The following is a 25,037-nucleotide window of genomic DNA, read 5'->3' on the forward strand; positions in this document are numbered from 1 at the left end:
GTGACTCCGCCGGGAGGGAGTAGCCGACGGGCGGAGTCTGCCCACCACATACCCCCAGGGGTATTTCCGAAAGGATCCGGCAATGACCGTCCAGGTGTCCGTCATCACCACCTCGTCGCTCGGTGACCGCAGTTACCTGGCCCACGACGGCGAGGTCGCGGTGGTCGTAGACCCGCAGCGGGACGTCGACCGGGTGCTGGCCCTCGCCGGCCGGCTCGGGGTCCGGGTGACCCATGTCGTCGAGACGCACCTGCACAACGACTACGTCTCCGGCGGCCGGCAGCTGGCCCAACTGACCGGTGCCCGCTACCTGCTGGCCGACGCGGATCGGGTGGACTTCGACCGCACGCCGGTGACCGACGGCGACGTGCTGCCGGTTTCGCACCGGATGCGCCTGCGGGTCGTCGCCACCCCCGGCCACACCTTCCACCACCTGTCGTACGTGCTGGACACGGCCCACGACGGCGGCTGGTCGCCGATGGGCGTGTTCACCGGTGGTTCCCTGCTCTTCGGCACCACCGGTCGCCCGGACCTGCTCGGCCAGCAGCACGCGCACGACCTGGCCCGGCGCCAGCACGCCTCGGCCCGCCGGCTGGCCGACCTGCTGCCAGACGGCGCCCAGATCTGGCCCACCCACGGCTTCGGCAGCTTCTGCTCGGCGACCCAGGCCGACGCGCCGGAGTCGACCATCGGGCGGGAAAAGCAGGTCAACCGCGTGCTGTGGCTGGCCGCCGACGAGTTCGTCACCGAGATCCTGGCCGGGCTGGACGCCTACCCGGCCTACTACGCCCACATGGGGGTCGCCAACGCCGCCGGGCCAGCACCGGTCGACCTCACCCCGGCCACCCGAGCCGACGCCGCCGAGCTGCGCGACCGGATCGCCGCCGGGCAGTGGGTGGTCGACCTGCGCAACCGAAAGGCGTACGCGGCGACGCATCTGGCCGGCACGGTCAGCCTCGGCCTGGACGGGCCGATGTCGACCTGGCTCGGCTGGCTGATCGACCGGGGGATGCCGGTCACCCTGCTCGCCGAGACTCCCGAGCAGCTCGCCGACGCCCAGCGGGAGCTGGTCCGCATCGGCATCGACCGGCCGGCCGCCGCCGCGACCGGCGGGCCCGCCGAGTGGGCGGCCGACCCCACCGACCTGCGGGAACTCCCCACCGCCGACTTCGCCGCGCTGGCCGCCGCGCAGGCCGGCCGGGCACCCGACGGCCTGCCCGCGCCCGACCTGGTGCTCGACGTCCGGATGACCAACGAGTGGCGGGCCGGCCACCTGGCGGGTGCGGTGCACCTGCCGCTGCCGGACCTGCCGAAGCGGCTGGCCGACGTGCCGGCCGGCGCGGTCTGGGTGCACTGCGGCTCGGGCTACCGGGCCACCGCCGCCGCCTCACTGCTGGCCAGGGCCGGCCGGCAGGTGGTGGTCATCGACGACGGGTACGCCGCGGCCGAGAGCGCCGGCGTCCCGATCGTCCACCCGGCCTGACGCCCCCCGCGGATCGCCCGAACCGTTCCGCCCACCCGACCTGGCCCCGCTCCCGCCGACCGGCGGGGGCCGACCTGACGAGGAGACATGGACGCCTTCCCCGCCACCCTGGACGCCGCCACCCTGCGCGAGCTGATCGAGAGCGGTCGCCCACCCCGCATGCTCGACGTACGCACCCCGGCCGAGTTCCACACCGCGCACGTCCCGGGCGCGTACAACGTGCCACTGGACCTGCTCCGCGAGCACCGCGCCGAACTGCGGGCGCACCTCGACGACGACGTCGTGCTGATCTGCCGCTCCGGCACGCGCGCCGCCCAGGCCGGGCAGACCCTGGCCGGGGCGGGCCTGCCCAACCTCCGGGTGCTGGACGGCGGCATGCTCGCCTGGCAGGCCGCCCGGGCACCGGTCCGGCTGGGCCGGGCGCGGTGGGACCTGGAGCGGCAGGTACGCCTCGTCGCCGGCACGATCGTGCTGACGAGCGTCCTCGCCTCGGTCGTGCTGCCCGGCGCGAAGTGGGTGGCCGCCGCCATCGGCGCCGGGCTCACGTTCGCCGCGGTCACCAACACCTGCGCGATGGGCATGCTGCTGAGCAAGCTGCCGTACAACCGGGGCGCCAGCTGCGACCTCGAAACGGTGGTCGGCCAGCTGCGCGACGGTGCGCCCGGCGCGGGCCGGTCGTGACCGGCCTGGTCCTCACCGTCGCCGGCGCGGTGCTGATCGGGGTCAGCCTGGGGCTGCTCGGCGGCGGCGGGTCGATCCTCGCCGTACCGCTGCTGGTCTACGCCGCCGACCTGCCCGCCCGGGAGGCGATCGCCACCTCGCTGCTGGTCGTCGGGGTGACCAGCGGGGTGGCCGCCGTGCCGCACGCCCGGGCCGGCCGGATCCGCTGGCGCACCGGCCTGGTCTTCGGCGCCGCCGGCATGGCCGGCGCGTACGCCGGCGGCCGGCTCGCCGCGTTCGTCCCGCCCTGGCTGCTGCTCACCGGGTTCGCGCTGATGATGCTGGCCACCGCGACCGCGATGATCCGCGGCCGGCGGGACGCCGCGGGGGCTGAGCCTCGGGGCCAGCTCTCACTGGCGCGGGTGGTCGCCGACGGCCTCGTGGTCGGCCTGGTCACCGGCCTGGTCGGCGCGGGCGGCGGATTCCTGGTGGTGCCCGCGCTGGTCCTGCTCGGCGGCCTGCCGATGCCGGTCGCGGTCGGCACCTCGCTGGTCGTCATCGCACTGAAGTCCTTCGCCGGCCTGGCCGGCTACCTGGCGAGCGTCACCGTCGACTGGCGGCTGGCCGCCGTGGTGACCGCCGCGGCGGTCACCGGCAGCCTCGCCGGCGCCCGCCTCGCCGGGCGGCTCCCCGCCGACGTGCTACGCCGCGCCTTCGGCTGGTTCGTGCTCGTGATGGGCGCTCTCGTGCTCGGTCAACAGCTTCCCGCGCCGGTACGCGGCGACCCGCTGCTCTGGGTCGCCCTCGGCGGCACGGCGCTGCTGGCCGGGTACGCCCGGCTGCTCGTCGCCGAGTGCGGCGGGCGCCGGCGCGGCCGGACCACCGCGCCGGTGTGCCGCGCCCTGCGGGCTCTCGCCGCCCGGTGACGCGCGGGTCAGGGTCGCAGGATCAGCCGGATCGGGTTGCCCTGCTTGGTCCGCACCCGCCGCACCGCCTGTTCCGCCTCGGCCAGCGGCAGCACGTCGCTGACCGACGCGGACAGGTCCAGCCGCCGCTGCCGGGCCAGCGACACCAGCTGCACCACGTGCTCGGCCTCCGAGCCGTAGTGCCCGAGCACGGCCTGCTGGAGGTAGTTGAACGGGCTGTCCGAGGCGATGGTCACCGGCTTGTCGGCGATGCCCGCCAGCACCAGCCGCCCCCGCCGGCCGAGCACCGTGAGCGCCTGTTCGCGCACCGCGGTGACGCCGGCGAAGTCGAACGCCACGTCCAGCCCCCGGCCGTCGGTCAGCCCCAGCACGGTGTCCCGGAACGCGCTGTCGCCCGGGTCGAGCGCCGCGTCCGCGCCGAGGGTCAGCGCCCGCTCGCGGGCCGCCGCCAGCGGCTCCACCGCGATCACCGGGGCGGCGCCGACCAGCCGCAGGAGCTGCACGGCGTGCGCGCCCAGCCCGCCGACGCCCCAGACCGCGACCGCCTCACCGGGCCGGGTCCGCCCGGTGTCGGTCACCGCCGCCCAGGGCGTGGAGACCGCGTCGGGAATGATGCAGGCCTGTTCGAACGGCAGGTCGTCCGGGATCGGCACCACGGTCTCCTGGCTGGCCACCGCGTACTCGGCCCAGCCGCCGTCGTAGTCCACGCCCCGGGTGAACACGGTGCCGCGCCGGTCCCGCTCCCCCGCCTGGAGCAGCACCCGCTGGCCGGGCTGCCAGCCCTCGACGCCGTCGCCGAGCGCGTCGACCACGCCGGCCACCTCGTGGCCGAGGGTGACCACGTCACCGGGCAGGTAGAGCGGGGTGAGCGTGCCGTCGATCAGGTGCACGTCCGACAGGCACACCCCGGCCGCCGCCACCCTGACCCGCACCTGTCCGGGCCCCGGCTCGGGCACCGGCACCGTCTCCAGGCGCAGCGCCCGCTCCGCCAGGTGCAACCGTCCGGCCAGCATCTCCGCCACCGCGTACTCCCCTGTCCGGCGCCCGTCCGGGCGCCTCGGCCAGCCCGCATACCCGCCGGTGGCGGATGGATGCCCCCGCCCGGCGCGCGGGCCCTCCGCACGCCGGCCACCGGCGCCGGGCGCACCGGCGGGTAGCATCCAGGCCCGTGGGCGCGCGATTCGAGGAACTGGCCTGGCGGGAGACCCCGATCGGCGCCATCAGCCTGCGCCGGCGCCGCGACCCCTTCCTCGACACCGAGGTGTACGAGGTCAAGCTCGACGACGAGTTCCTGATGTCCAGCCTCTTCCCGGTCGCCGAGATCGAGCTGGCCCGGCTGGGCCTTTCCGCGCTCGCCGACCCGGCCCTCGACGTGGTCGTCGGCGGCCTCGGCCTCGGCTACACCGCCCGCACCGCGCTGGCCGACGAACGCGTCCGCTCACTGGTCGTGGTGGAGGCGATCGAGGACGTCATCGACTGGCACCGGCGCGGGCTGCTGCCCTTCGCCGCCGGGTTGGCCACCGATCCGCGGACCCGGTTCGTGCAGGCGGACTTCTTCGCCACGGTCGCCGACGGCACCGGCTTCGACCCGGACGCCCCCGGGCGACGGTTCCACGCCGTGCTGCTGGACGTCGACCACTCCCCGCGCCAGGTGCTGCACCCGAGCCACGCCCCCTTCTACACCCCGGACGGGCTGCGCCGGCTCGCCGCGCACCTGCACCCGGACGGGGTGTTCGCGCTCTGGTCGGACGACCCGCCCGACGCCGACTTCGAGGCGGTCCTGGCCGAGGTGTTCAGCACCACGCGGGCGCACGTCGTGCCGTTTCCCAACCCGCTGACCGGCGGCGAGTCGGCCAACACCGTCTACGTCGCGCAGACGCCGGCCTGACCGCCCCGTTCCCCAGCTCAGGCATGGTGCGGACCGAACCGGGAAGGCCGCCGGCGGAACCGCCCGCGACGGGTGGTCGGCACGGGAGGTGGGACATGCGGGCCATGCTCTGGGTCGTCGGCGTCGTCGCCGGCGCGCTCGTCCTGCTCGGGCTGCTCCTCGAGGCGGTCCAGTGGCTGGCGATCATCGGGGTGATCGCGCTGGTCGTGGTCGTCGTCCTCGCCGTGGTCAAGGGCCGGCAGGCGGTGCACCGCTCCGGCGCCCGCCGCTGAGGGCGTAACCCAGCTACGGTCGCCGATCCGACAGCGCTGCAACCTCCCTACGCCGTCACGCGTCCTGCCGTGTGTCAACGCCCGGACATCCGGGCCACACACGGGGGAGGAACCCATGACCACCGTTTCCCGACGCCGGATCCTGGCCGGTGTCGCCGCCGGCCTGATGACCGCCTCGCTCGGCGTCGCCGCGACGCCCGGCGTGGCCACCGCGGCCGAGCAGAACATCCGCCTCTGCGCCATGCGGCCGCTGCCGTTCCCGGCCGACTCGTTCCGGGCGACGGCCGACGCGGTCGACCCGACCGGCCGGTTCATCGCCGGTTCCGGCGGGCGGCGCACCGCCGACGGCGGCAGCGAGCCGCTGCTGCTGGTCTGGGACGGGGGTCGGCTGACCACGGTCGGGGCGCCGCTCGCCGCGGAGGTCGCGGACGTCAACGCCGACGGCGTGGTGATCGGCAACGGCTGGGTGAACGGCGTGAGCCAGCCATGGCGGTACCGCGCCGGCCAGCTCGAGCCCCTGCCCGTCGGCACGTTCAGCTACGTCGGCGTCGCCGCGATCAACGGAGGCGGAGACCTGGTCGGCTCGGGCTACGACTCGAACGACGAGCAGGTGGCGCTGCTCTGGCCGGCCAGCCGACCGGGAACTGTCGAGGTGCTGGACGTGCCGGCCAACGCGATCGCGCAGGACATCACCGAGGACGGCACCATCGTCGGCTCGGCTGGCTCCTTCACCGAGCCCACCGGCTGGGTGCGCACTCCGGCCGGCGAGGTCCGGCCGCTGACCGTCCGGGGTGCGACCGGTTCGCAGGTCGACGCGGCCAGTGGCCGGTACGTGATCGGCCGGGTCGACCTCGGCGAGCCGAACCAGGGGAAGGTCCGGTGGGACCTGGTCAGCGGCAGCAGCGTGAGCCTCGACTCGCGGTTCACCTGGCTGAACGACGTCAACCGGCACGGTGTGGCCGTCGGCGGGGACCGGATCAGCCGGGGTGCCGGCTCGGTGGTGCTGCCGGGCGGCGGCACCGGCATCGCCATCGGGGCCCGCGCGATCGCCGACGACGGCACCGTCGTCGGGTTCCACAACGACACCCGGGTCAGCCCGGTCCGCTGGACCGGCTGCTGACCGGCCGCCGGTTCGGGCCGGGCCGCGGGCTGGGGCGAGGTCAGAACCACTCGTCGCGCATCTCCAGCGTGGTGCGGTCCAGGCTCTCCAGGAGATCGAACCGGGGGCCGGTGCGGGGCAGCTCGTAGCGGAAGAAGTACCGCGCCGCCTGCCGCTTGCCGGCGTAGAAGGCCATCTCGTCCCCGGAGTCGGCCGGGTCGGCCGCGGCCTCGACGGCGAGCAGCTGTTCGAGCCACATCCACGCGATCACGACATGGCCGACCGCCTCCAGGTAGACGCTGGCGTTGGCCAGCGCCAGCTCGGGGTCGTCCCGCTCCCACAACCGCCGGGTGACCAGGGTGACCCGGTCCAGCGCGCCGCCGAGGCGGGCGGCCAGCTCGGCCGCCTCGCCCTCGGCCTTCCAGGCCCGGCTCACCGTGGCGCGGATGGTCTCGACCAGCAGCGCCAGCCCCGCCCCGTCCCGCATGGTCACCTTGCGGCCGAGCAGGTCCAGCGCCTGGATGCCGTGGGTGCCCTCGTGGATCGGGTTGAGCCGGTTGTCCCGCCAGTGCTGTTCCACGTCGTAGTCGCGGGTGTAGCCGGAGCCGCCGTGCACCTGGATGGCCAGGTCGTTGGCGGCCAGGCACCACTGCGACGGCCAGCTCTTGGTGATCGGGGTGAGCACGTCCAGCAGCAGGCGGGCCCGGTCGCGGTCGGCCTCGGCCGGTGCGGTCTTCTGCTCGTCGAGCAGCCGGCCGCAGTAGAGCACCAGCGCGAGCGCGCCCTCCACGTAGCTCTTCTGCGCCAGCAGCATCCGCTTGACGTCGGCGTGGGCGACGATCGGCACCTGCGGCGTGGTCGGGTCCTTGTCGACCACCGGGCGGCCCTGCGGCCGCTGCCGGGCGTACGCCACGGACTTCAGGTAGCCGGTGTAGCCGAGCGCCGTGGCGCCGGCGCCCACCCCGATGCGCGCCTCGTTCATCATGTGGAACATCTGCGCCAGACCCTGGTGCGGCTCGCCGACCAGGTAGCCCACCGCACCGGGGCGCCCGCCCGGCCGGTGCACCCCCTCGCCGAAGTTGAGCAGCGTGTTGGTGGTGCCCCGGTAGCCCATCTTGTGGTTGAGGCCGACCAGCACCACGTCGTTGCGGGCACCCAGCGCCCCGTGGTCGTCGACGAGCACCTTGGGCACGATGAACAGCGAGATCCCCCTGACCCCGGGCGGACCGCCCGGGATCCGGGCCAGCACCAGGTGCACGATGTTCTCGGCGAGTTCGTGCTCCCCGCCGGAGATCCACATCTTGGTGCCCCGCAGCCGGTACGTCCCGTCGTCCTGCGGCTCTGCCCGGGTGGTGATGTCCGCCAGCGAGCTGCCGGCCTGCGGCTCGGACAGGCACATGGTGCCGAAGAACCGGCCCTGCACCATCGGCCGGACCCAGGTGTCGATCTGCGCCTGGCTGCCGTGCGCCAGCAGCAGGTTGGCGTTGCCGAGGGTGAGGAACGGGTACGCCGAGGTGGCCACGTTGGCGGCCTGGAACCAGGCGAAGCAGGCCGCCGAGACGGCGTGCGGCAGCTGCATGCCGCCGATCGAGGAGTCCAGGCTGGCGGCCAGCAGCCCGGTCTCGGCGAACACGTCCAGGGCCGCCTTGACCTGGGGGATCAGCCGCACCCGGTGCCCGTCGAAGGTGGGCTCGGTGAGATCGGCGGCGCGGTTGTGCGGCGCGAACCGTTCGGCGGCCACCTGCTCGGCGAGTTCCAGCACGGCGTCGAAGGTCTCCCGCGAGTGCTCGGCGTAGCGGGGCCGTTCGGTCAACCGCACCACGTCCAGCCACTCGTGCAGCAGGAAGCGCAGGTCACGGCGGGAGAGCAGGGTGGACGTCACGGGTCTCCTTCTTCCTCGGCGGGCCGGACGTGCGGCACCGCGACCCGGTCCCGGACGACCTCCCGCCGCTCATCCTGGCTGATCGGGCCGCCCGACGCACCAACCGCGCACCCCCGCCGCGGCGCGCCGCGGCGGAGCGTCGCTCGGCGGCGCCGAGCCGGAGGGGCCCGGCCGGTCGGCGGGGCCGGGCGGGCCGTCAGCCGCGGCGCAGGCCGGCGAGGCCCTCGCGCAGGTCGTGCTGGCTGATCGGGCCGACCGGCGCCGCGCCGGTGGCCTCGCGCATCGCCTTGGCCAGCTGCACCCGGCGCAGCACCTCGCGGAGGTCCGCGCCGGTGAGCCCCGGGCTGAGCGCGGCCAGCTCGGCCGGGTCGACGTCCTCGGCGAACATCCGGAAGTCCGGCCGCTCGTGCCGGGCGATCAGCTCGCGGACCATCTTGGCGATGATCTCGGCCCGGCCGGCCTCGTCGGGCGGCGGGATGGAGAGCTTCACGTCGAACCGGCCGGACCGGATCAGCGAGGCGTCCACGCGCTGCGGGAAGTTGGTGGTGGCCACCACGATGACGTTCGGATTCTCCTCGATCAGCGTGTTCATCTCCTGCTTGAAGATGCCCGCCACCGCGTTGACCGCCTGGCTCGCCGCGTCCCCGCCGGCGCGCGCGTAGCTGATGATGCTGTCGAACTCGTCGAACAGCAGCACGGTGGGCTCGCGGTAGCGGCGCGCCTCCCGGAAGATCTGCTTGATGTTGCGCTCGGAGCCGCCGAGCCACTTGTCCAGGATCTCCGGGGTGCGAATCTCCCGGAAGTCCGCGCCGATCTCGTTGGCCAGCGCCCGGGCCAGCATGGTCTTGCCGGTGCCGGGTGGCCCGTACATCAGGATGCCCTGCGGCCGGCGGGCGCCCCAGCGCGCCATGACCTGCGGATGGCGGAACGAGATCGCGATCTCCCGGAACTGCGCGACCACCTCGGCGAGCCCGCCGACCTGATCGAGGGTGACCGCCTCGCTGCGCGCCGCCGGCCGGGCCGGCGCCGGCGCCGCCGGCCGCCGCAGGACGTACGCCCGGCCGCGCAGCGCCCGCGGCTCGGGGCCGTCGCCGGCCAGTTCCCGGACCACCTGGAGCAGCAGCCCGACCAGAGCCCGCAGGTGCGCGGGCGTGACCGCGTCGGCGGGCACTCCGGCCCGAACGGTGACCGCCTGGCCGCCGGTCGCCGGCGCCGCGGCGATCTCCGGGCGCAGGCCGATCGCTTCGGCCTGCGCCAGCACCTCGGCGCCCGCCGGGTCGGCCGGGTGCGGCCGGTCGGCCACCGCGGTCGCGCGCGGGCCGTCGAGGCCGAGCCGGCGGGACGCCTCGGCCGCCACCCGGCCCGCCCGGGCGGCGAGCGGCCCGGCCGTGGGCCCGACAGCCGCCAACCGCCGGACCAGCAGCACCCCGGCCGGGCCGGCGACGCCGAGGGCGAGCCAGCGCAGCGGCCCCTCCACCAGCCGCTCGGCGGCGACCGTGCGGATCTCCGCTGTCATCAGACAGCTCCCGCCGTCGGGACGCAGGGTGAGCCGGACGTCGGTCACCGGGGCGGGCAACAGCCCCCGGAACCGCAGCTCGACGGGACCGGTGCGGGCCGAGGCCAGCAGCCCGGCCGGGTCGACGATGACGACCCGGGCGCCGAAGCGCTCGACGGTCTCCTCGTCCGGTCGGAGATGGTGCTCTTCCGGCATGCTCCCCGCCCCTCGGCGCGACGGCATCGACCAGGCAAAGTGTGACAGGCACCTCCCGGCCCCGCCACCGGCCGGCCCCGTCAGCCGACCTCGACCAGGTGGTCGACCAGGTCACGGGGCAGCCCGTGGGTGTCGTGCAGCCAGCGGTAGTCCTCACCGGTGAGCGGCCCGCGGGAGCGCCGCCGGGTGACCACCGGCCGCCCCCGGCGCAGCAGCCCGCGGAACCGGCGCTCCTCGTCGCCGAGCACGTCGCGCAGCTCGCCGACGTCCGTCCGCTGCCCGAACCGGTCGAGGGTGTGCCGCATCGGCTCGGTCGGCAGGTCCGACAGGCTGCGCGACGGGTCGTCCCGCCACAGGGTGGTGAGGACCCGGCGGATCAGCCGGCGCAGCACGTAGCCGCGGCCGGTGTTCGACGGGCGCACACCGTCGCCGACGACGACCACGCCGGAGCGGAGGTGGTCGCAGACCCGGCGCAGGGAAACCTCGTCCAGCCGCCACAGGTCGCCGACGCCGCGCACCCACGGCCGGAAGCCCTCGCCCTCGAAGACCGACCCGAGGCCGCCCAGCACCATCTCCAGCCGCTCCAGCCCCATCCCGGTGTCGACGTTGGGCTGCCGCAGCGGCTCCAGCCGGCCGTCGTCGCGCCGGTGGTAGCGCATCTGGACGTGGTTCCACACCTCCATCCACCGCTCGTCGGTGCCCGGGGTGCCCCGGGGCGGGCCGTCCCCGGTCCACACGAAGATCTCCGAGTCCGGTCCGCACGGCCCGGTCGGGCCGTTGGACCACCAGTTGTCCTCCCGGGTCAGCTCCACCGGTACGCCGAGCTCCGTCCAGGTCTCCAGCGAGATCCGGTCCGGCCCGAGCTGGTCGTCGCCGCCGAACACGGTCACGTGCAGCCGGTCGCGCTCCACGCCGAAGCCGTCGCGCAGCAGCTCGTACCCCCAGCGCAGGCTCTGCGAGACGTCGTAGTCGCCGAGCGACCACGAGCCGAGCATCTCGAACACGGTCAGGTGGGTACGGTCGCCGACCTCGTCCAGGTCGGTGGTGCGCAGGCAGCGCTGGACGTTCACCAGCCGGCGGCCGAGCGGGTGGGGCCGGCCCTGAAGATGGGGCGTCAGCGGGTGCATCCCGGAGGTGGTGAAGAGAACCGGGTCACCCGGCGGCGGGATGAGCGAGCTGTCGGGCACCGGCAGGTGGCCGCGCTCGCGGTAGAAGTCGAGGAAGGTCCGGACGATCTGGTCGCGGGTCATGGCGGTGGCCTTTCGGGTCGTTGGTGACCGGAAAGGGCCGCGGGCGCGGGACGGGTGCCCTGACACGAAGACGCCGGCGGACCGTTTCCGGTCGCCGGCGAAGGGGTCGGGAGATCAGGCGGCGGCGACCGACGAGCTGGCAGCTCGTGCGGCCGCGGCGATGCTTCGGCGCCTGGACTCCATGCCCCCGACTGTACCCGTCCCCGCCGCCGTCGCCCAGCGGGTTCGCCGGCGCCGCCGCCCGGCTGCGGACGGCGGCGCGGGGCCGGTCAGCCGCCCAGGGACGGGGCGAGGGTGCGGGTCGGCCGGTCGTCGGCCGGACGCGGGTCGGCCGGGGTCCGGTTGGGCAGCGAGAGCCGGAAGACCTTGTGCCAGGCGGAGAAGACCTGCCGGGGCAGCGACCCGGTGGTGTAGGTGAGCCCGTACCGGGCGAAGAGCGCCCGCACCTCGGGCGCGATCTCCTGGTAGCGGTTGCTCGGCAGGTCCGGGAAGAGGTGGTGCTCGATCTGGAAGGAGAGGTTGCCGGTCATCAGGTGCAGCAGCCGGCTGCCGCTGATGTTGGCCGACCCGAGCATCTGCCGCAGGTACCACTCGCCGCGGGTCTCCCCCTCGATGGACCGCTTCTCGAAGGTCTCCACGCCCTCCGGGAAGTGGCCGCACATGATCACCGAGTGGCTCCACAGGTTACGGATCAGGTTGGCGGTGAAGGTCGCGGCCAGGGTGCTGAGGAACGAGGGGCCGGAGAGCAGCGGGTGCAGCACGTAGTCCTTCAGCACCTGCCGGCGGATCTTGCGGAGCACCGCCTTGGCCCGGGCCCGGAACTGCGGGTCCCGGCGCCGCCCCCGCTGCAGGTTCTTGCCCAGTTCCAGGTCGTACGCGGCGATGCCGTATTCGAAGAAGCAGGCGTTGATGAAGTTCCACAGCGGCTGGCCGAGGTGCATCGGGTGCCACGGCTGGTCCTCGTCGACCCGCATGATGCCGTAGCCGAGGTCGTTGTCCTTGCCGACCACGTTCGTGTACCGGTGGTGCAGCTCGTTGTGCGAGTGCTTCCACTGGTCCGCCGGCGAGACGTGGTCCCACTCCCAGGTGGTCGAGTGGATCTTCGGGTCACGCATCCAGTCCCACTGGCCGTGCAGGACGTTGTGCCCGATCTCCATGTTCTCCAGGATCTTGGCCACCGCGAGACCGGCCGTGCCGACCACCCAGGCCGGCGGGAAGAGCGAGAACAGCAGCACCGCCCGGCTGCCCAGCTCCAGCCGGCGCTGGGTGCTGATGACCTTGCGGATGTACGCGGCGTCCCGCTCGCCCCGGCTGGCCACCACCCGGTCCCGGATCGCGTCCAGTTCCCGGCCGATGGCCTCGATGTCCTCGGCCGTCAGGTGCGCGATCGGGTTGTCGGGCTTCTTCTGGATCACGGTCACGTCGGGGTCTCCGATCAGAGGTCGAGGTCGCAGGCGCCGGCCGCGGCCGACACGCAGGTCTGCACGAGGACGCCGTCGCCGGGCACGGCGGTGGTGAGCTGGCCGTTGCGCAGGTCGCGCACCGCGCCCTGGCGCAGCGGGAGGACGCAGCCGAAGCAGATGCCCATCCGGCAACCCGAGGGCATCAGCACCCCGGCCCGCTCGCCGACGTCGAGGATGGGGGTGGCGCCGTCGGCCTCGACGGTCACCGCCGCCCGGGTGAAGGTGACCGTGCCGCCCTCGCCCGGTGTGACGACGGTCGGCCGGAACCGCTCGGTGTGCAGCCGGTCGGCGCGCCCGCGCGCCGACCAGTGCTCCTCGGCCGCGTCGAGCAGGCCGACCGGCCCGCAGGCCCAGGTCTCGCGGTCCAGGTGGTCGGGCACCAGGGCGTCGAGGTCGGCGACGTCCAGCAGGCCGTCGGTGTCGGTGTGCCGTTCCACCAACCGGATCGCCCCGTCGGCGGCGAGCCGGCGCAGCTCCGCGCCGAAGATCACGTCGGCCGCCCCGGGCGCGGAGTGCACCACGACCACGTCCGTGCCGGCGAGCCCGCCCGCGCGCAGCATCCCCATCACCGGGGTGATCCCGCTGCCGGCGGTCAGGAAGAGGACCCGGGCCGGGGTGGGGTCCGGAAGGACGAAGTCACCCTGGGCCTGGTCGAGCTGCACGATCGTGCCGGGCCGCAGCCGGCGGACCAGGTGGTTGCTGACCAGCCCGTCGGGGATGGCCTTGACGGTCACGGTGATCGGCTCGGCGCGCCGGCCCGGCGCCGAGGTGACCGAGTAGGCCCGCCACTGGCGTACGCCGTCGACGTCGACGCCGAGCCGGACGTACTGGCCGGGGAGGTGCCCGCGCCAGCCGCGGCCGGGCCGGATCACCAGCGTCGCCGCGTCCGGGGTCTCCGGGCGCACGGCGAGGATCCGGCCGCGCAGGTCGGCCGAGCGCAGCGGAGCGACGAGGTCGAGGTAGTCCTCGGGCAGCAGCGGGGTGGTGACCGCGGCGGCCAGCCGGCGCAGCCCGCCCCGGACGGACCGTTTCGCCCGGGGGGCGGGGAGAGTCGTGGTCATGCCTCGATGGTCGCGGCGTCCTGGCATAAAATCTTGGCCTGGGAAGGTGAAGCGGTCCGGCTATCTTGTGCGGGGAGAACAAAACGTGGCGGAGCGCAGCGGGGCGACCCACCGTGCGGCGCGGCTGGAACTCGACGAGCGGGTGGCCGGCGCGCTACGCGACCGGCTGCCGCTGCTCGCCGAGCGCACGGTGAGCGCGATCACCGCCGAGGTGCCCAGCTACTCCGGCACCCTCACCGGCCAGATGCGCGACAAGATCGCCAACGCGGTGCAGATCGCGCTCGGCACGTTCCTCCAGTTGATCGAGCGGCCGCAGGCCGGCGACCCGAGCACCCCGCTGGTCCCGGCGCTGGAGGCCGCGTACGCGCTGGGCAGTGGCGAGGCGCGCTCCGGCCGGAGCATGGACGCGCTGCTGGCCGCCTACCGGGTGGGCGCCCGGGTCTCCTGGCGGGAGATGTCCGCCACCACCGTCGAGGGCGGGCTCGCCGCCGCCACCGTGGCCGAGTTCGCCGAGCTGATGTTCGCCTACATCGACGAGCTCTCCGCCGCCAGCGTCGCCGGTCACGCCGACGAGCTGGCCAGCGTCGGGCGGGCCCGGCGGCGCAACCTGGAGCGGCTGACCCAGCAGCTGCTCACCGGCGAGGCGGAGGAGGTGCTGCTGCGCAGCGCCGAGCGGGCGGACTGGCCGCCGCCGCAGACCCTCACCGTCGTCCTGCTGCCGCGGGCCAACCTGCGCGCGGCGCTGGCGCTGCTCGACGAGCACACGCTGGAGGGCGGGGAGGACCTGCCCGCGGCGGAGCCGGGCGCGGAGATCGCCGTGCTGCTCGTCCCGGACGCGCACGGCGACCGGCGCCGGCAGCTCGCCCGGGTGCTGCACGGCCGGCGGGCGGTGCTCGGCCCGGCCCGCCCCTGGACCCGGGTGGCGTACGCCTACCAGCGGGCCCTGCGGGCGCTCGCGCTCGGCATCGCGCACCCGGCCGACGGCGCCCCGCTGGACACCGAGCGACACCTGGCCGAGCTGCTGCTCGGCACGGACCCGGAGGCGCTGGCCGACCTGCGGACCCGGGCGCTGGCGCCGCTGGCCGGGCTGCCGCCGGCCACCGCGGACCGGCTCGCCGAGACGCTGCGCTCCTGGCTGCTGCACCAGGGCCGGCGCGACGACGTGGCGGCCGACCTCTTCGTCCATCCGCAGACCGTGCGCTACCGGATGGGCAAGCTGCGGGAGTTGTACGGGGACCGGCTCACCGACCCGGCCAGCGTCCTCGACCTCACGGTGGCCCTGGCGTTCCGGCCGCCGGCCGGGCCCGGCGCGGACGCGCTTTGATCCCCGGATCGGGCTGCCGGGGCGACCTCGCCGCTCATCCTGGTACCGGCGATCCCTGGACCGGCCTTCTCTGGATGCCGCCCGCGGCGGACGCGATCGTTGGCCGCGGCCCAGAGGAACACCACCGACCAGGGAGTTTGTTGTGCGTGACGTGCAGGTACCCGATCTGACCGGAAGGCTCGCCGTGGTGACCGGCGCCAGCGACGGGCTCGGCCTCGGCCTGGCCGTACGCCTCGCCCGCGCCGGCGCCGACCTCGTGCTGCCGGTGCGCAACCCGGCCAAGGGCGCCGCGGCGGTCGACCGCATCCGCGCGGCGGCGCCGCGCGCCGTGGTCTCCACCCGGCAGCTCGACCTCGCCTCGCTCGACTCGGTCTCGGCGCTCGCCGACTCGCTGCACCGCGACGGCCGGCCGATCGAGTTCCTGATCAACAACGCCGGCGTGATGGCGCCCGCCACCCGGCACACCACCGCCGACGGCTTCGAGCTCCAGTTCGGCACCAACCACCTCGGCCACCTGGCGCTCACCGGGCGGCTGCTGCCCCTGCTGCGGGCCGGCCGGGCCCGGGTCACCACCATGTCCAGCAGCGCCGCCCGCTCCGGCCGGCTCGACTGGGACGACCTGCAGAGCGAACGGCGCTACTCGCCGGTGCGCGCGTACGGCGCCTCGAAGCTGGCCAACCTGCTGTTCAGCCTGGAACTGCACCGGCGCAGCACGGCGGGCGGCTGGGGCCTCACCAGCAACGTCGCCCACCCCGGCACCACCCTGACCAACCTCTACGCCGCCGGCCCGAACCTCGGGCGCGACCGGCGGTCCCCATACGAGTCGATCATGAAGCGCCTCGCCCGGTGGGGGCTGCTGGTGCAGTCGGTCGACGCCGGCCTGCTGCCCGCCCTGCACGCCGCCACCAGCCCGCAGGCACAGGGTGGCCGCTTCTACGGGCCGGACGGTCTCGGCCAGTTCACCGGCGGTCCGATCGAGCTGGCCGTCTACCGGGCGGCCCGCGACACCGAGGCGGCGGCCCGGCTCTGGGCCGTCTCGGAACGGCTCACCGGCGTCACGTTCCCCGCCCCGTGAGCCACGATCACCAGAAAGGAGCGCCGATGGACCGGGCGCAACTCGCCGGCTTCCTGCGCACCCGACGCGCGGCGCTGCAACCCGAGGACGTCGGGCTGCCCCGCGGGCCGCGGCGCCGCACCGGGGGGCTGCGCCGGGAGGAGGTGGCCGCGCTGAGCGACATGTCCACCGACTACTACACCCGGCTAGAGCAGCGACGCGGCCCCCACCCGTCGGAACAGATGCTGGCCGCGCTCGCCCGCGGCCTGCGCCTGACCCTGGCCGAACGCGACCACCTGTTCCGCCTCGCCGGCTACGCCACCCCGCACCGTGCCCTGCGCGCCGACCACGTCAACCCCGGGATGATGCGCATCCTCGACCGCCTGCAGGACACCCCGGCCCAGGTGGTGAACCAGGTCGGGGAGACCCTCGCGCAGACCGGGCCGGTGATCGCGCTGCTCGGCGACGCGAGCCGGCACACCGGGCTGGCCCGCAGCGCGCACTACCGCTGGTTCACCGATCCGGCGGCCCGGCTGGTCCACCCCGCCGAGGACCATGCCGCCCACAGCCGGCTGGTCGCGGCGCACCTGCACGGCGCGTACACCCGAGACGGCCGGGGTTCCCGGGCGGCCGCCGTCGTCGACGCGTTGCTGGCCGGCAGCGACGAGTTCGCCGAGCTGTGGCGGGAACATCCGGTGCAGGGCGCGTACTGCCCGCCGAAGCGGTTCCTGCACCCCGAGGTCGGCCCGCTCGAGCTGCACTGCCAGACCCTGGTGGACCCGGACCAGTCGCAGACCCTGCTGGTCTACACCGCCGAGCCGGGCAGCGACAGCGACGAGAAGCTGCGCCTGCTCTCGGTCCTCGGTGGCCAGCGCTTCTGACGGCGCCGCCGGTGGCCCGCGCCCGCTCAGGCCACGTGCTCCAGGTAACCGGCGATCGCCTCGTCCAGCACCGCCCGACCCGGCCGGGACCACACCTCCTCGGCGAAGACCTCCACCTCGATCGGGCCGGTGTAGCCGGCGGCGTCGACCGCCGCCCGGAAGCGGCGCAGCTCCACGCAGCCGGCGCCGGGCAGGCCCCGGCCGAGCAGCACCCCGGCCGGCAGCGGCGTCACCCAGTCGGCGACCTGGAAACAGGCGATCCGCTCCGCCCGCCCGGCCCGGGCGATCTGCGCCCACACCTGGTCGTCCCACCACAGGTGGTAGGTGTCCACCACCACGCCCACCGCCTCCGGCGGGTACGGCTCGGCCAGGTCCAGCGCCTGGCCGAGGCTGGCGACCACGCACCGGTCCGAGCAGAACATCGGGTGCAGCGGCTCGACCGCGAGCCGCACCCCCGCGGCCAGCGCGTGCGGCACCAGCGCGCCGATCGCCTCGCCGACGTGCGCCCGGGCGGCGTCGAGGTCCCGGCTGCCGGCCGGCAGCCCGCCGGAGACCAGCACCAGCACCGGCGCGCCGACCGCGGCCGCCTCGTCGATCGCCCGCCGGTTCTCGTCGAACCAGCCGGGCGCGTCGAAGAAGCCACCGCGGCACAGCGACGTGACGGCGAGACCGGCGTCCCGGACCAGGGCGGCGGTCGCCTCGACGCCGTGCGCGGCCAGGTCCTCGCGCCACAGCCCGACGCTCCCGACGCCGGCGTCCACGCAGCCGGCGACCAGGTCCGGCAGCGGCCAGCGGCGGGTGGTGGCCGAGTTCAGCGCGAACCGCTTCACTGCGCCACCCCCACGGTGGTCAGGAACGCCCGCGCGCGGTGGGCGGCCAGTTCCGCGTCGGGCAGCAGGCCGGCGGCGTCGGCGAGCCGGAGCAGCCGCGCCAGGTGCGCCGATGACCGGCCCGACTGCAGGCCGCCGACCATCGTGAAGTGGTCCTGGTGGCCGGCCAGCCAGGCGAGGAAGACGATGCCGGTCTTGTAGTAGAAGGTGGGCGCCCCGAACAGGTGCCGCGCCAGCGGCAGCGTCGGCGCGAGCAGCCGGTCGTACCGGGCCGGGTCGCCGCCGTCGAGGGCGCGCAGCGCGGCGGCGGCCGGCGGCGCGATGGCGGCCAGCACGCCGAGCAGCGCGTCGGAGTGGCCCTCGCCGTCGCCCCGGATCAGCGCCGGGTAGTTGAAGTCGTCGCCGGTGTAGAGCCGCACCCCGGCCGGCAGGCGGCGGCGCAGCGCCACCTCGAAGTCCTCGTCGAGCAGCGACAGCTTGATCCCGTCGACCCGGCCGGGGTGGCCGGCGATCAGCGCCACCACGGTGTCCGCGGCCCGCGCCGGGTCGGCGTCGCCCCAGTAGCCGGCCAGTGCCGGGTCGAACGCCGGGCCCAGCCAGTGCAGCACGACCGGGTCGTCCGCCTCGTCGATCAGCCGGCCGTAGACGTCGAGGTAGTCCGCCGCGGAGCGGGCCGCGACGGCGAGGTGCCGACTGCACATCAGCACCGGCCGGGCCCCGGCCTCCTGCACGTCGGCGAGCTGCTCGGCGTACGCCTTGCGGATCTCGTCGAGGGTGGCCGGCCCGGCCGGCAGCTGGTCGGTGGCCACCCCGGCGCAGATCGCGCCGCCCTCCGCCCGGGCCGCCGCCGCGGAGCGGCGCACCAGCTCGCGCGCCGTCGGGTAGTCCAGCCCCATGCCCCGCTGGGCGGTGTCCATCGCCTCGGCCACCCCGAAGCCGTACGACCAGAGGTGGCGGCGGAACGCCAGCGTCGCCTCCCAGTCGACGGCGGCGGGCGCGCCCGGCACGTTCTCGGCCCGCGGGTCGGCGACCACGTGCGCGGCGGCGTACGCCACCCGGCTGGTGAACGCCGCGCCCGGGTTGGCGTGCTCGCCCCCGGCGCCGGAGAGGGTGTACGCCCCGTCGGGCAGCCGCACCGTGGCGCTCATGCCGGCACTCCGCTTCGCTCCGCGCCGCCATGAGGCACCTTCGCGCTGAGCCCGATGATTCGCTCGCTCATGCCGGCTCCCCGCCGGTCAGCTCCGGGATCTCCACCCGCCGCCCCTCCCGCGCGGACAGCAGGCCCAGCTCGGCCAGCTGCACGCCGCGCGCGCCGGACCACAGGTCCCAGGTGTACGGGGCGTCCTCGGCGACGTGCCGCAGGAACATCTCCCACTGCGCCTTGAACCCGTTGTCGTACACCTCGTTGTCCGGCACCTCCTGCCACTGCGACCGGAAATCGTCGGTGGACGGCAGGTCCGGGTTCCAGACCGGCTTCGGGGTGCTGGCCCGGTGCTGCACCCGGCAGCGGCGCAGCCCGGCCACGGCGCTGCCCTCGGTGCCGTCGACCTGGAACTCGACCAGCTCGTCACGGTTGACCCGGACCGCCCAGGACGAGTTGATCTGCGCGACGACGCCGCCGTCGAGTTCGAGAATGGCGTACGCGGCGTCGTCGGCGGTGGCGTCGTAGGGCTGGCCGTCCTCGTCCCAGCGGCGCGGGATATGGGTGGTGACGTGCGCGGTGACCGCCCGCACCGACCCGAAGACCTGCTCCAGCACGTAGTGCCAGTGCGGGAACATGTCGACCACGATGCCGCCGCCGTCGGCGGCCCGGTAGTTCCAGCTCGGGCGCTGCGCGGCCTGCCAGTCGCCCTCGAAGACCCAGTAGCCGAACTCGCCGCGCACCGACAGGATCCGGCCGAAGAACCCGCCGCGCACCAGCCGGTCCAGCTTGCGCAGGCCGGGCAGGAAGAGCTTGTCCTGCACCACGCCGTGCCGCACGCCGGCCGCGTCGGCGGCCCGGGCCAGTTCGACGGCGCCGTGCAGGGTGGTGGCCAGCGGCTTCTCGGTGTAGATGTGCTTGCCGGCCTCGATGGCCAGGCCGATCGCCTTCTCCCGCTCGCTGGTCACCTGGGCGTCGAAGTAGATCGAGGTGTCCGGGCGGGCGAGCGCCGCGGCGAGGTCGGTGGTCCAGTCGGTCAGCCCGTGCCGGCCCGCGACGTCGCGCAGCTTGGCCTCGTTGCGGCCGACCAGCACGAGTTCCGGCCACAGCCGCCCGCCGCCGCGCAGCGGGACGCCGCCCTGCTCGCGGATCGCCAGCAGGGACCGCACCAGATGCTGCCGGTATCCCATCCGCCCGGTCACGCCGTTCATGACGATCCCTATCGGGATACGTGCCGTCATCGCCTCGCCCTCCAGGTAAGCGCGGTTCTCGCCGCACCCGGCCGGCTGGCCGGGTGCCGCACCTCGGGGTGCGTCGGCGGGGTACGGCGGCCACGTCGCCGCCGCACCCCGCCGGCGCGGGTCAGGCCGGCGTGCCGGTCACCGTGAGGTGACGCAGCCGGCCGACGTTGTCGAAGGAGCCGAAGCCGACCCGTCCGGAGCCGAACGTGGTGTCCTTCGCGGTCATCAGCGGGTCCCTGTGCCCGTCCACGTAGACCGCGATCTCCCCGGTGGCCGGCAGGTGCTTCACCCGCACCTTGTGCCACTCGGCGTCGGTGATCGCCGGGTTGGCGCCGCGGGACCGCCCGTTCCACTGGTGGTCGATCCGTTCCCGGTCGGCGTTGTTGACCTTGAAGATGCCGTTGTGCGGGTAGATCGTGTTGTCGGTGGAGAGGTGGGCGTAGTAGAACTCGGTGTCCGAGCGCCAGCCGAAGACGATGATGACGTCCCGGTTGGTCACCTCCACCGGCGTGTCGAGCCGTACCCGGGCCTCGACCTCGACCGACGACCAGGCCGGCCCGGCGGTCAGCACCGCGTACTCGAACGGCCGGCGCGGTCCGGGCCGGCTGACGCCCGCCTCGGCGAGGATCACCTCGTCCTTGGTGAACTGCCACTTCGACGGGGTCACCGGCGCCCAGTTCGCCGCGCCGGCGGTCTTCCGCAGCCGGGTGTCACCGACGTCGCCGCCGGCGAAGACCCGGGTGCCGGTGACCTTCCAGACCTTGCCGTTGGCCTTGGCCAGGATGTAGAGCTCGCCCGCGGCGTCGGTGCCGAAGCGCAGGTCGACCCGGTTGCGGTCACCCGGCGCACCGGGGCCGGAGAGGTCCTGCATCCGCACCGGGTTGCCGGCGGTGTCGAACAGCGCGAGCCGGTGGATCGGAGCGAGACCCTCACCGCGGCGCATCTGGTGCGCCTCGGTGTAGAGCACCCGGCCGTCGACCAGGTCGCCGAAGACGTACTTGCCACGCAGCGCGGGCAGCTCGCGGCCCCGGTAGACGAACCCGCCGGCCACCGCGACCCCGACGTCGGAGGTGCAGTTCCAGCCGGGCGCGGGGTCGTGGTCGTACGCCGCGACCGGGTACGTGTAGCCGTAGCTCGCGTCGTCGGCGGGCAGCGGCAGGAGCTTGTTGCACGGGTTGGTGGTCGTCTTGTCGAAGACGTAGGCCCCCTCGCGCTCGCTCCAGCCGAAGTTGTCCCCGGCGCGCACCTCGTAGATCGCCTCGACGGCGTGCTCGCCGATGTGCCCCAGGTACATCCGGCCGGTGGCCCGGTCCCAGCTGAACCGGTGCGGGTCGCGGAAGCCGACCGCGTAGATCTCGCCGAGCGCGCCGGCCCGGCCGACGAACGGGTTCTCCGCCGGGATGCCGTACTGGCCGTTGGCGGAGTCACCGCCCCGCGGGTCGATCCGCAGCAGCTTGCCGTGCGGCATGGCCAGGTTCTGCGGATCGGTGTTGCGCACGCCCAGGCCGCCGTCGCCGACGGCCAGGTACAGCAGCCCGTAGTCGCTGTCGCCCGGCTTCGCCGTGGGGTTGAAGTTGATCTCCTGGATGCCGTGGATCTGCCCGCCGAACCCGATCCGCAGGATTTCCCGCCGGCTGCCGGCGAAGGTGTCGGCGGCCGGGTCGGTCGCCGTCCACTCGGTGATGACCCCGTGGAACAGGGTGTTGGCCTGGGCGTGGTCCGGGACCTCGGTGGTGGCCGACGCCTGTTCGGTGTGGATGGTGTAGAACCGGCCGTTGCTGCCGAACTCCGGGTGGAAGGCGACGTACCCGAAGCCCTGGCCGAGGCCGCGGCCGGAGAAGAACTGCGGGGCGAACGTCCTGGCGACGTCGAGGTAGACGTGCGGCACGCCGTCCTCGACCAGGTAGAGCAGACCGTTGAGGTCGGGCACCGCGCGGCGGCCGGAGCCGTCGGGCAGTTCCATGATGGTGTTGATCCGCGCGGTCCGCATCAGCCGCTGGTCGGTCGGCGCGGGGGTGGGGAACGACTGCGGGAAGCTGGCGTACTCGGACAGGACCAGCCCGAGCCGGGACTGGGTGGGCATCTCGGGTACCGGATCGTGGACCGGGTCGGCCGCCCGGGCGGGCGCGGCGACCAGGGTGGACAGGACCAGGGCGGCGGCCGTGAGCCCGGCCGTCACTGTGGATCTGCGGATGCTGCCGATACTGCGCACGCGTATCTCCTTCTCGGTGGGGTCGTGCCGAGGGTGGTCAGCGGGCCAGGTAGCGGTACTGCTTCTCGACGTCGCGGGCGGAGACCGCGGTGTCGAGGAACATCAGGGCGTCCATGCGGCAGTCGCACGGGTTGCGCTCGAGGGTGTCCTGCGGGAAGCTCCCGCCGATCTTGATGCCCCGGGGGTCGGAGGCGGTGGTGAGGTGCGGGCCCGGTCCCGACACGAGCCACGGATCGTCGGTGCGGGTGTAGAAGCCGTCCAGCGGCTGGCCGTTGCGGTAGAGCGCCATCGTTCCGGTGCCGAAGTCGAAGGTGGCCGCGAGGTGCACCCACTCCCCCTTCGGCAGCAGGGTGCGCCAGTCCCCGCTGGCGGCGAACGTCTGCGAGTTGCCGCCGTCGAGGCGCCGGCCGAGGGCGACCAGCCGCAGTTCGCCGTTGACGTCGATGAGTTCCAGCAGCGCCCGGACGCCGTGGCCGTCGGAGTCGCCGGTCAGCACGCCGGCCAGGCCGATGGCGTTGAACCGGTCGTCCGGGTTCGGGGTGGTGGAGTTGGGCAGCGGGCTGTCCATCTCCAGCTTGAACCAGCCCATCACTGTGGTGCCGGCGACGGCGCTGAACGGGCGCAGGGTGCGTACGCCGCTGGCCGAGAAGATGCCGGCCTTCCAGTCGTCGTTGCCGGCCTGGGCGGGGTTGACCTGCCGGGTCTGCAGGGCTCTGCCGCTGCCGGGGTAGGCGCGGTCGGGCACCCGCATGGCGGCGCCGCCGTTGACCAGTTCGATCTCGGTGCCGGAGCGGCCCTGGTCGCGCTCCAGCGCGACGTCGCCGGTCACCGGGTGGTCGAAGTCGTAGTAGGCGACCAGGTGGTCGCGCAGGGTGGGGTGGACGTCGCGGGGGCGGTTCCGGTCCGCCTGGGCCGGCTCGGTCGCGGCGCCGGCCATGACACCGACCGCCAGCAGGGCGGCGGTGACAACGGCGGCGCGTCTGGCTCTGGTCATCGCGTACACCTCTTCTCGTGTCCGCGTGACACGCAACCGCTTTCGTAAGCGCTTACGTGTCGCGCCCGGATCATCTGGTCGTGCCGTCTGTCGCGGGTCGGTCAGCGTTTGGGCGAGGCCGCCGGCTCGGCGGGGCGCCCGCCGAGATACAGCTCGCCCAGTTGGGGGTCGGCCAGCAGCTGCGCCGCCGGCCCGGAGATGTGCACGCGCCCGAGGTCGAGCACGCAGCCGAGGTCGGCGGTCTCCAGCGCCCGCCGGGCGTTCTGCTCCACCAGCAGCACCGCCGTGCCGGCGTCGCGCATCCGGACCACCTGTTCGAACACGGTGCTGGTCGCCTTCGGGTCCAGCCCCATGGACGGCTCGTCGAGCAGCACCACCTTGGGGTCCACCATCAGCGAGCGGGCGAACTCCACCTGCTTCTGCTGGCCGCCGGAGAGCAGCCCGGCGAGCGCGTTCCAGCGCTGCGCCACCACCGGGAACAGCTCCTTGACGAACGCGGTCCGCTCGGCGATCTGCGCCTTGTCCCGCATCGTGTAGCCGCCGAGCAGCACGTTCTCCGCCACGGTCATCTCCCGGAACACGCTGTGCCCCTGCAGGACGTGCGCCACCCCGGAGGCCAGCATCCGCTGCGGACCCTGACCGGTCACGTCCACCCCGCCCACCAGGATCCGCCCGGAGCGCGGCTTGAGCAGGCCGCTGGCGACCTTGAGCACGGTGGACTTGCCGGCGCCGTTGGGGCCGACCAGGCAGACGATCGTGCCGGCGGGCACCGAGACGGTGAGGCCGCGCAGCACCGGCGCCGCGCGCCCGTACCCGGCGTGGACGTCGACGAGTTCGATTTCAGACGCCAAGGTAAGCCCCCAGGACACGTTCGTCGGAGCGGATCAGCGACGGCGGGCCCTCCGCGATCGGGCGCCCGCGGTCGAACACCACGATGTGGTCGCTGACGCTCATCACCAGGTCCATGTTGTGCTCGACGATCACGAAGGTCCGTCCCTCGGCGTTGAGCTCGCGCACCAGGGAACCGATCCGGTCCAGCAGCGCCGGGTTGACCCCGCCGGCCGGCTCGTCGAGCAGCACGGTCTCCGGGTCGCTCATCAGCACCCCGGCGAGCTCCAGCAGCTTCTGCTGGCCCCAGGACATGTTGCGCGCCTCGGAGTCGGCGAGGTGCTCGATGCCCAGCCGGGTGAGCCAGCCCCGGGCCCGGTCCACCTCCGCGCGGGTGTGCGCGCCGCGCAGCTGGCCGGCCAGGCCGGCCGGGCGCACCGCCGCGAGCACGTTGTCCAGCGCCGACATCCGGGGGAACACCCGGCACAGCTGGAAGGTGCGGCCGATGCCGGCGCGGGCGATGGCGTGCGGCGCCCGGCGGGTGATGTCCCGCCCCCGGTAGGTCGTCCGCCCGCCGTCCGGCCGGATCATCCCGGTGACACAGTTGAAGAACGTCGTCTTGCCCGACCCGTTCGGCCCGATCAGCGCGTTGACCTGGCCGTGCCGGAACGCGACCGTGGCGCCGTCGAGCGCCACCACGCCGCCGAACGCCTTGGTCAGACCCTCGGTCGCCAGGCTCGCCACCTCACTCATGCCAGCATGAGGCACCACCGCACTGCGCCGATGATTCGCTCGCTGACGCTCGCTCATGCCGGCACTCCGCTTCGCTGCGTGCCA

22 protein-coding genes are annotated in these 25,037 nt (G+C 74.4%); 9 read left to right on the forward strand and 13 right to left on the reverse strand.

Features of this window, described 5'->3' with window-relative positions; all coding sequences use genetic code 11:
• Positions 1–82 precede the first annotated feature (82 nt).
• The 3 genes from AC1WTP_RS18995 to AC1WTP_RS19005 all read left to right on the forward strand — a co-directional run bounded on the left by AC1WTP_RS18995 (position 83) and on the right by AC1WTP_RS19005 (position 3,069).
• Positions 83–1,483, forward strand: a complete 1,401-nt coding sequence (locus AC1WTP_RS18995; protein ID WP_481650600.1) for an MBL fold metallo-hydrolase — start codon at positions 83–85, stop codon at positions 1,481–1,483.
• 87 nt (positions 1,484–1,570) lie between these two features.
• A complete protein-coding gene (locus AC1WTP_RS19000; protein WP_481650601.1) occupies positions 1,571–2,164 on the forward strand; it encodes a rhodanese-like domain-containing protein in 594 nt (197 codons plus the stop codon).
• On the forward strand, positions 2,161–3,069 hold the full coding sequence (locus AC1WTP_RS19005) for a sulfite exporter TauE/SafE family protein (RefSeq protein ID WP_481650602.1): 909 nt from the start codon (positions 2,161–2,163) through the stop codon (positions 3,067–3,069). The genes AC1WTP_RS19000 and AC1WTP_RS19005 overlap by 4 nt, the downstream gene beginning before the upstream one ends.
• A gap of 8 nt (positions 3,070–3,077) precedes the next feature.
• Here the strand turns inward: AC1WTP_RS19005 and AC1WTP_RS19010 are convergent, their stop codons facing one another.
• Positions 3,078–4,082: a zinc-binding dehydrogenase gene (locus tag AC1WTP_RS19010; RefSeq protein WP_481650665.1), complete on the reverse strand. Its 1,005-nt coding sequence runs from the start codon at positions 4,080–4,082 to the stop codon at positions 3,078–3,080.
• A 155-nt stretch (positions 4,083–4,237) separates the two neighbouring features.
• Here AC1WTP_RS19010 and AC1WTP_RS19015 point away from each other — a divergent pair, with 155 nt between their 5' ends.
• From AC1WTP_RS19015 to AC1WTP_RS19025, 3 genes are all read left to right on the forward strand, one after another.
• Positions 4,238–4,957: a polyamine aminopropyltransferase gene (locus AC1WTP_RS19015; RefSeq protein ID WP_481650603.1), complete on the forward strand. Its 720-nt coding sequence runs from the start codon at positions 4,238–4,240 to the stop codon at positions 4,955–4,957.
• Positions 4,958–5,052: 95 nt separating this feature from the next.
• Positions 5,053–5,229, forward strand: a complete 177-nt coding sequence (locus AC1WTP_RS19020) for a hypothetical protein (protein ID WP_481650604.1) — start codon at positions 5,053–5,055, stop codon at positions 5,227–5,229.
• 115 nt (positions 5,230–5,344) lie between these two features.
• Positions 5,345–6,349: a hypothetical protein gene (locus AC1WTP_RS19025; protein WP_481650605.1), complete on the forward strand. Its 1,005-nt coding sequence runs from the start codon at positions 5,345–5,347 to the stop codon at positions 6,347–6,349.
• Between the two features lie 40 nt (positions 6,350–6,389).
• On the opposite strand, the gene AC1WTP_RS19030 is transcribed toward AC1WTP_RS19025, so the two are convergent.
• From AC1WTP_RS19030 to AC1WTP_RS19050, 5 genes are all read right to left on the reverse strand, one after another.
• Positions 6,390–8,210, reverse strand: a complete 1,821-nt coding sequence (locus AC1WTP_RS19030; protein ID WP_481650606.1) for an acyl-CoA dehydrogenase — start codon at positions 8,208–8,210, stop codon at positions 6,390–6,392.
• Between the two features lie 196 nt (positions 8,211–8,406).
• Positions 8,407–9,921 carry an ATP-binding protein gene (locus AC1WTP_RS19035; RefSeq protein ID WP_481650607.1) on the reverse strand — a complete coding sequence of 505 codons (1,515 nt, stop codon included), beginning with the start codon at positions 9,919–9,921 and terminating at the stop codon, positions 8,407–8,409.
• Positions 9,922–10,001: 80 nt separating this feature from the next.
• Positions 10,002–11,171 carry an alanine--tRNA ligase-related protein gene (locus tag AC1WTP_RS19040; RefSeq protein ID WP_481650608.1) on the reverse strand — a complete coding sequence of 390 codons (1,170 nt, stop codon included), beginning with the start codon at positions 11,169–11,171 and terminating at the stop codon, positions 10,002–10,004.
• A 269-nt stretch (positions 11,172–11,440) separates the two neighbouring features.
• Positions 11,441–12,592, reverse strand: coding sequence for a fatty acid desaturase family protein (locus tag AC1WTP_RS19045; RefSeq protein ID WP_481650609.1), 1,152 nt, complete (start codon positions 12,590–12,592; stop codon positions 11,441–11,443).
• Between the two features lie 14 nt (positions 12,593–12,606).
• Positions 12,607–13,695, reverse strand: a complete 1,089-nt coding sequence (locus AC1WTP_RS19050; protein ID WP_481650610.1) for a ferredoxin reductase — start codon at positions 13,693–13,695, stop codon at positions 12,607–12,609.
• An 85-nt stretch (positions 13,696–13,780) separates the two neighbouring features.
• On the opposite strand from AC1WTP_RS19050, the gene AC1WTP_RS19055 reads away from it, so the two are divergent.
• The 3 genes from AC1WTP_RS19055 (at position 13,781) to AC1WTP_RS19065 (ending at position 16,954) form a co-directional block, all read left to right on the forward strand.
• Positions 13,781–15,019 (forward strand): PucR family transcriptional regulator, encoded by a 1,239-nt coding sequence (locus tag AC1WTP_RS19055; RefSeq protein ID WP_481650611.1) that lies wholly within the window; start codon positions 13,781–13,783, stop codon positions 15,017–15,019.
• A 142-nt stretch (positions 15,020–15,161) separates the two neighbouring features.
• Positions 15,162–16,094, forward strand: coding sequence for an SDR family oxidoreductase (locus AC1WTP_RS19060; protein ID WP_481650612.1), 933 nt, complete (start codon positions 15,162–15,164; stop codon positions 16,092–16,094).
• Between the two features lie 26 nt (positions 16,095–16,120).
• Positions 16,121–16,954, forward strand: coding sequence for a helix-turn-helix transcriptional regulator (locus tag AC1WTP_RS19065; RefSeq protein WP_481650613.1), 834 nt, complete (start codon positions 16,121–16,123; stop codon positions 16,952–16,954).
• 26 nt (positions 16,955–16,980) lie between these two features.
• On the opposite strand, the gene AC1WTP_RS19070 is transcribed toward AC1WTP_RS19065, so the two are convergent.
• The 7 genes from AC1WTP_RS19070 to AC1WTP_RS19100 form a co-directional block, all read right to left on the reverse strand.
• Complete coding sequence (locus AC1WTP_RS19070) at positions 16,981–17,784, reverse strand: sugar phosphate isomerase/epimerase family protein (RefSeq protein WP_481650614.1); 804 nt, start codon at positions 17,782–17,784, stop codon at positions 16,981–16,983.
• A complete protein-coding gene (locus AC1WTP_RS19075) occupies positions 17,781–18,932 on the reverse strand; it encodes a DUF993 family protein (protein ID WP_481650615.1) in 1,152 nt (383 codons plus the stop codon). The genes AC1WTP_RS19070 and AC1WTP_RS19075 overlap by 4 nt, the downstream gene beginning before the upstream one ends.
• 67 nt (positions 18,933–18,999) lie before the next feature.
• On the reverse strand, positions 19,000–20,166 hold the full coding sequence (locus AC1WTP_RS19080; protein WP_481650616.1) for a Gfo/Idh/MocA family protein: 1,167 nt from the start codon (positions 20,164–20,166) through the stop codon (positions 19,000–19,002).
• A gap of 121 nt (positions 20,167–20,287) precedes the next feature.
• On the reverse strand, positions 20,288–22,378 hold the full coding sequence (locus tag AC1WTP_RS19085) for a PQQ-dependent sugar dehydrogenase (protein ID WP_481650617.1): 2,091 nt from the start codon (positions 22,376–22,378) through the stop codon (positions 20,288–20,290).
• 37 nt (positions 22,379–22,415) lie between these two features.
• A complete protein-coding gene (locus tag AC1WTP_RS19090) occupies positions 22,416–23,372 on the reverse strand; it encodes a LamG-like jellyroll fold domain-containing protein (protein WP_481650618.1) in 957 nt (318 codons plus the stop codon).
• A 101-nt stretch (positions 23,373–23,473) separates the two neighbouring features.
• Positions 23,474–24,223, reverse strand: a complete 750-nt coding sequence (locus AC1WTP_RS19095; protein ID WP_481650619.1) for an ABC transporter ATP-binding protein — start codon at positions 24,221–24,223, stop codon at positions 23,474–23,476.
• Complete coding sequence (locus tag AC1WTP_RS19100) at positions 24,213–24,953, reverse strand: ABC transporter ATP-binding protein (RefSeq protein ID WP_481650620.1); 741 nt, start codon at positions 24,951–24,953, stop codon at positions 24,213–24,215. Before AC1WTP_RS19100 ends, AC1WTP_RS19095 begins: the two co-directional genes overlap by 11 nt.
• Positions 24,954–25,037 lie beyond the last annotated feature (84 nt).

It is taken from the genome of Micromonospora sp. R311 (assembly GCF_056780015.1).

Bases quoted from the DNA above. Each gene is read 5' to 3' on its own strand.
- AC1WTP_RS18995 (WP_481650600.1), top strand. From the start codon at position 83: ATGACCGTCCAGGTGTCCGTCATCACCACCTCGTCGCTCGGTGACCGC.
- AC1WTP_RS19000 (WP_481650601.1), top strand. From the start codon at position 1,571: ATGGACGCCTTCCCCGCCACCCTGGACGCCGCCACCCTGCGCGAGCTG.
- AC1WTP_RS19010 (WP_481650665.1), bottom strand. From the start codon at position 4,082: ATGCTGGCCGGACGGTTGCACCTGGCGGAGCGGGCGCTGCGCCTGGAG.
- AC1WTP_RS19020 (WP_481650604.1), top strand. From the start codon at position 5,053: ATGCGGGCCATGCTCTGGGTCGTCGGCGTCGTCGCCGGCGCGCTCGTC.
- AC1WTP_RS19025 (WP_481650605.1), top strand. From the start codon at position 5,345: ATGACCACCGTTTCCCGACGCCGGATCCTGGCCGGTGTCGCCGCCGGC.
- AC1WTP_RS19035 (WP_481650607.1), bottom strand. From the start codon at position 9,921: ATGCCGGAAGAGCACCATCTCCGACCGGACGAGGAGACCGTCGAGCGC.
- AC1WTP_RS19040 (WP_481650608.1), bottom strand. From the start codon at position 11,171: ATGACCCGCGACCAGATCGTCCGGACCTTCCTCGACTTCTACCGCGAG.
- AC1WTP_RS19050 (WP_481650610.1), bottom strand. From the start codon at position 13,695: ATGACCACGACTCTCCCCGCCCCCCGGGCGAAACGGTCCGTCCGGGGC.
- AC1WTP_RS19065 (WP_481650613.1), top strand. From the start codon at position 16,121: ATGGACCGGGCGCAACTCGCCGGCTTCCTGCGCACCCGACGCGCGGCG.
- AC1WTP_RS19075 (WP_481650615.1), bottom strand. From the start codon at position 18,932: ATGAGCGCCACGGTGCGGCTGCCCGACGGGGCGTACACCCTCTCCGGC.
- AC1WTP_RS19080 (WP_481650616.1), bottom strand. From the start codon at position 20,166: ATGACGGCACGTATCCCGATAGGGATCGTCATGAACGGCGTGACCGGG.
- AC1WTP_RS19090 (WP_481650618.1), bottom strand. From the start codon at position 23,372: ATGACCAGAGCCAGACGCGCCGCCGTTGTCACCGCCGCCCTGCTGGCG.
- AC1WTP_RS19100 (WP_481650620.1), bottom strand. From the start codon at position 24,953: ATGAGTGAGGTGGCGAGCCTGGCGACCGAGGGTCTGACCAAGGCGTTC.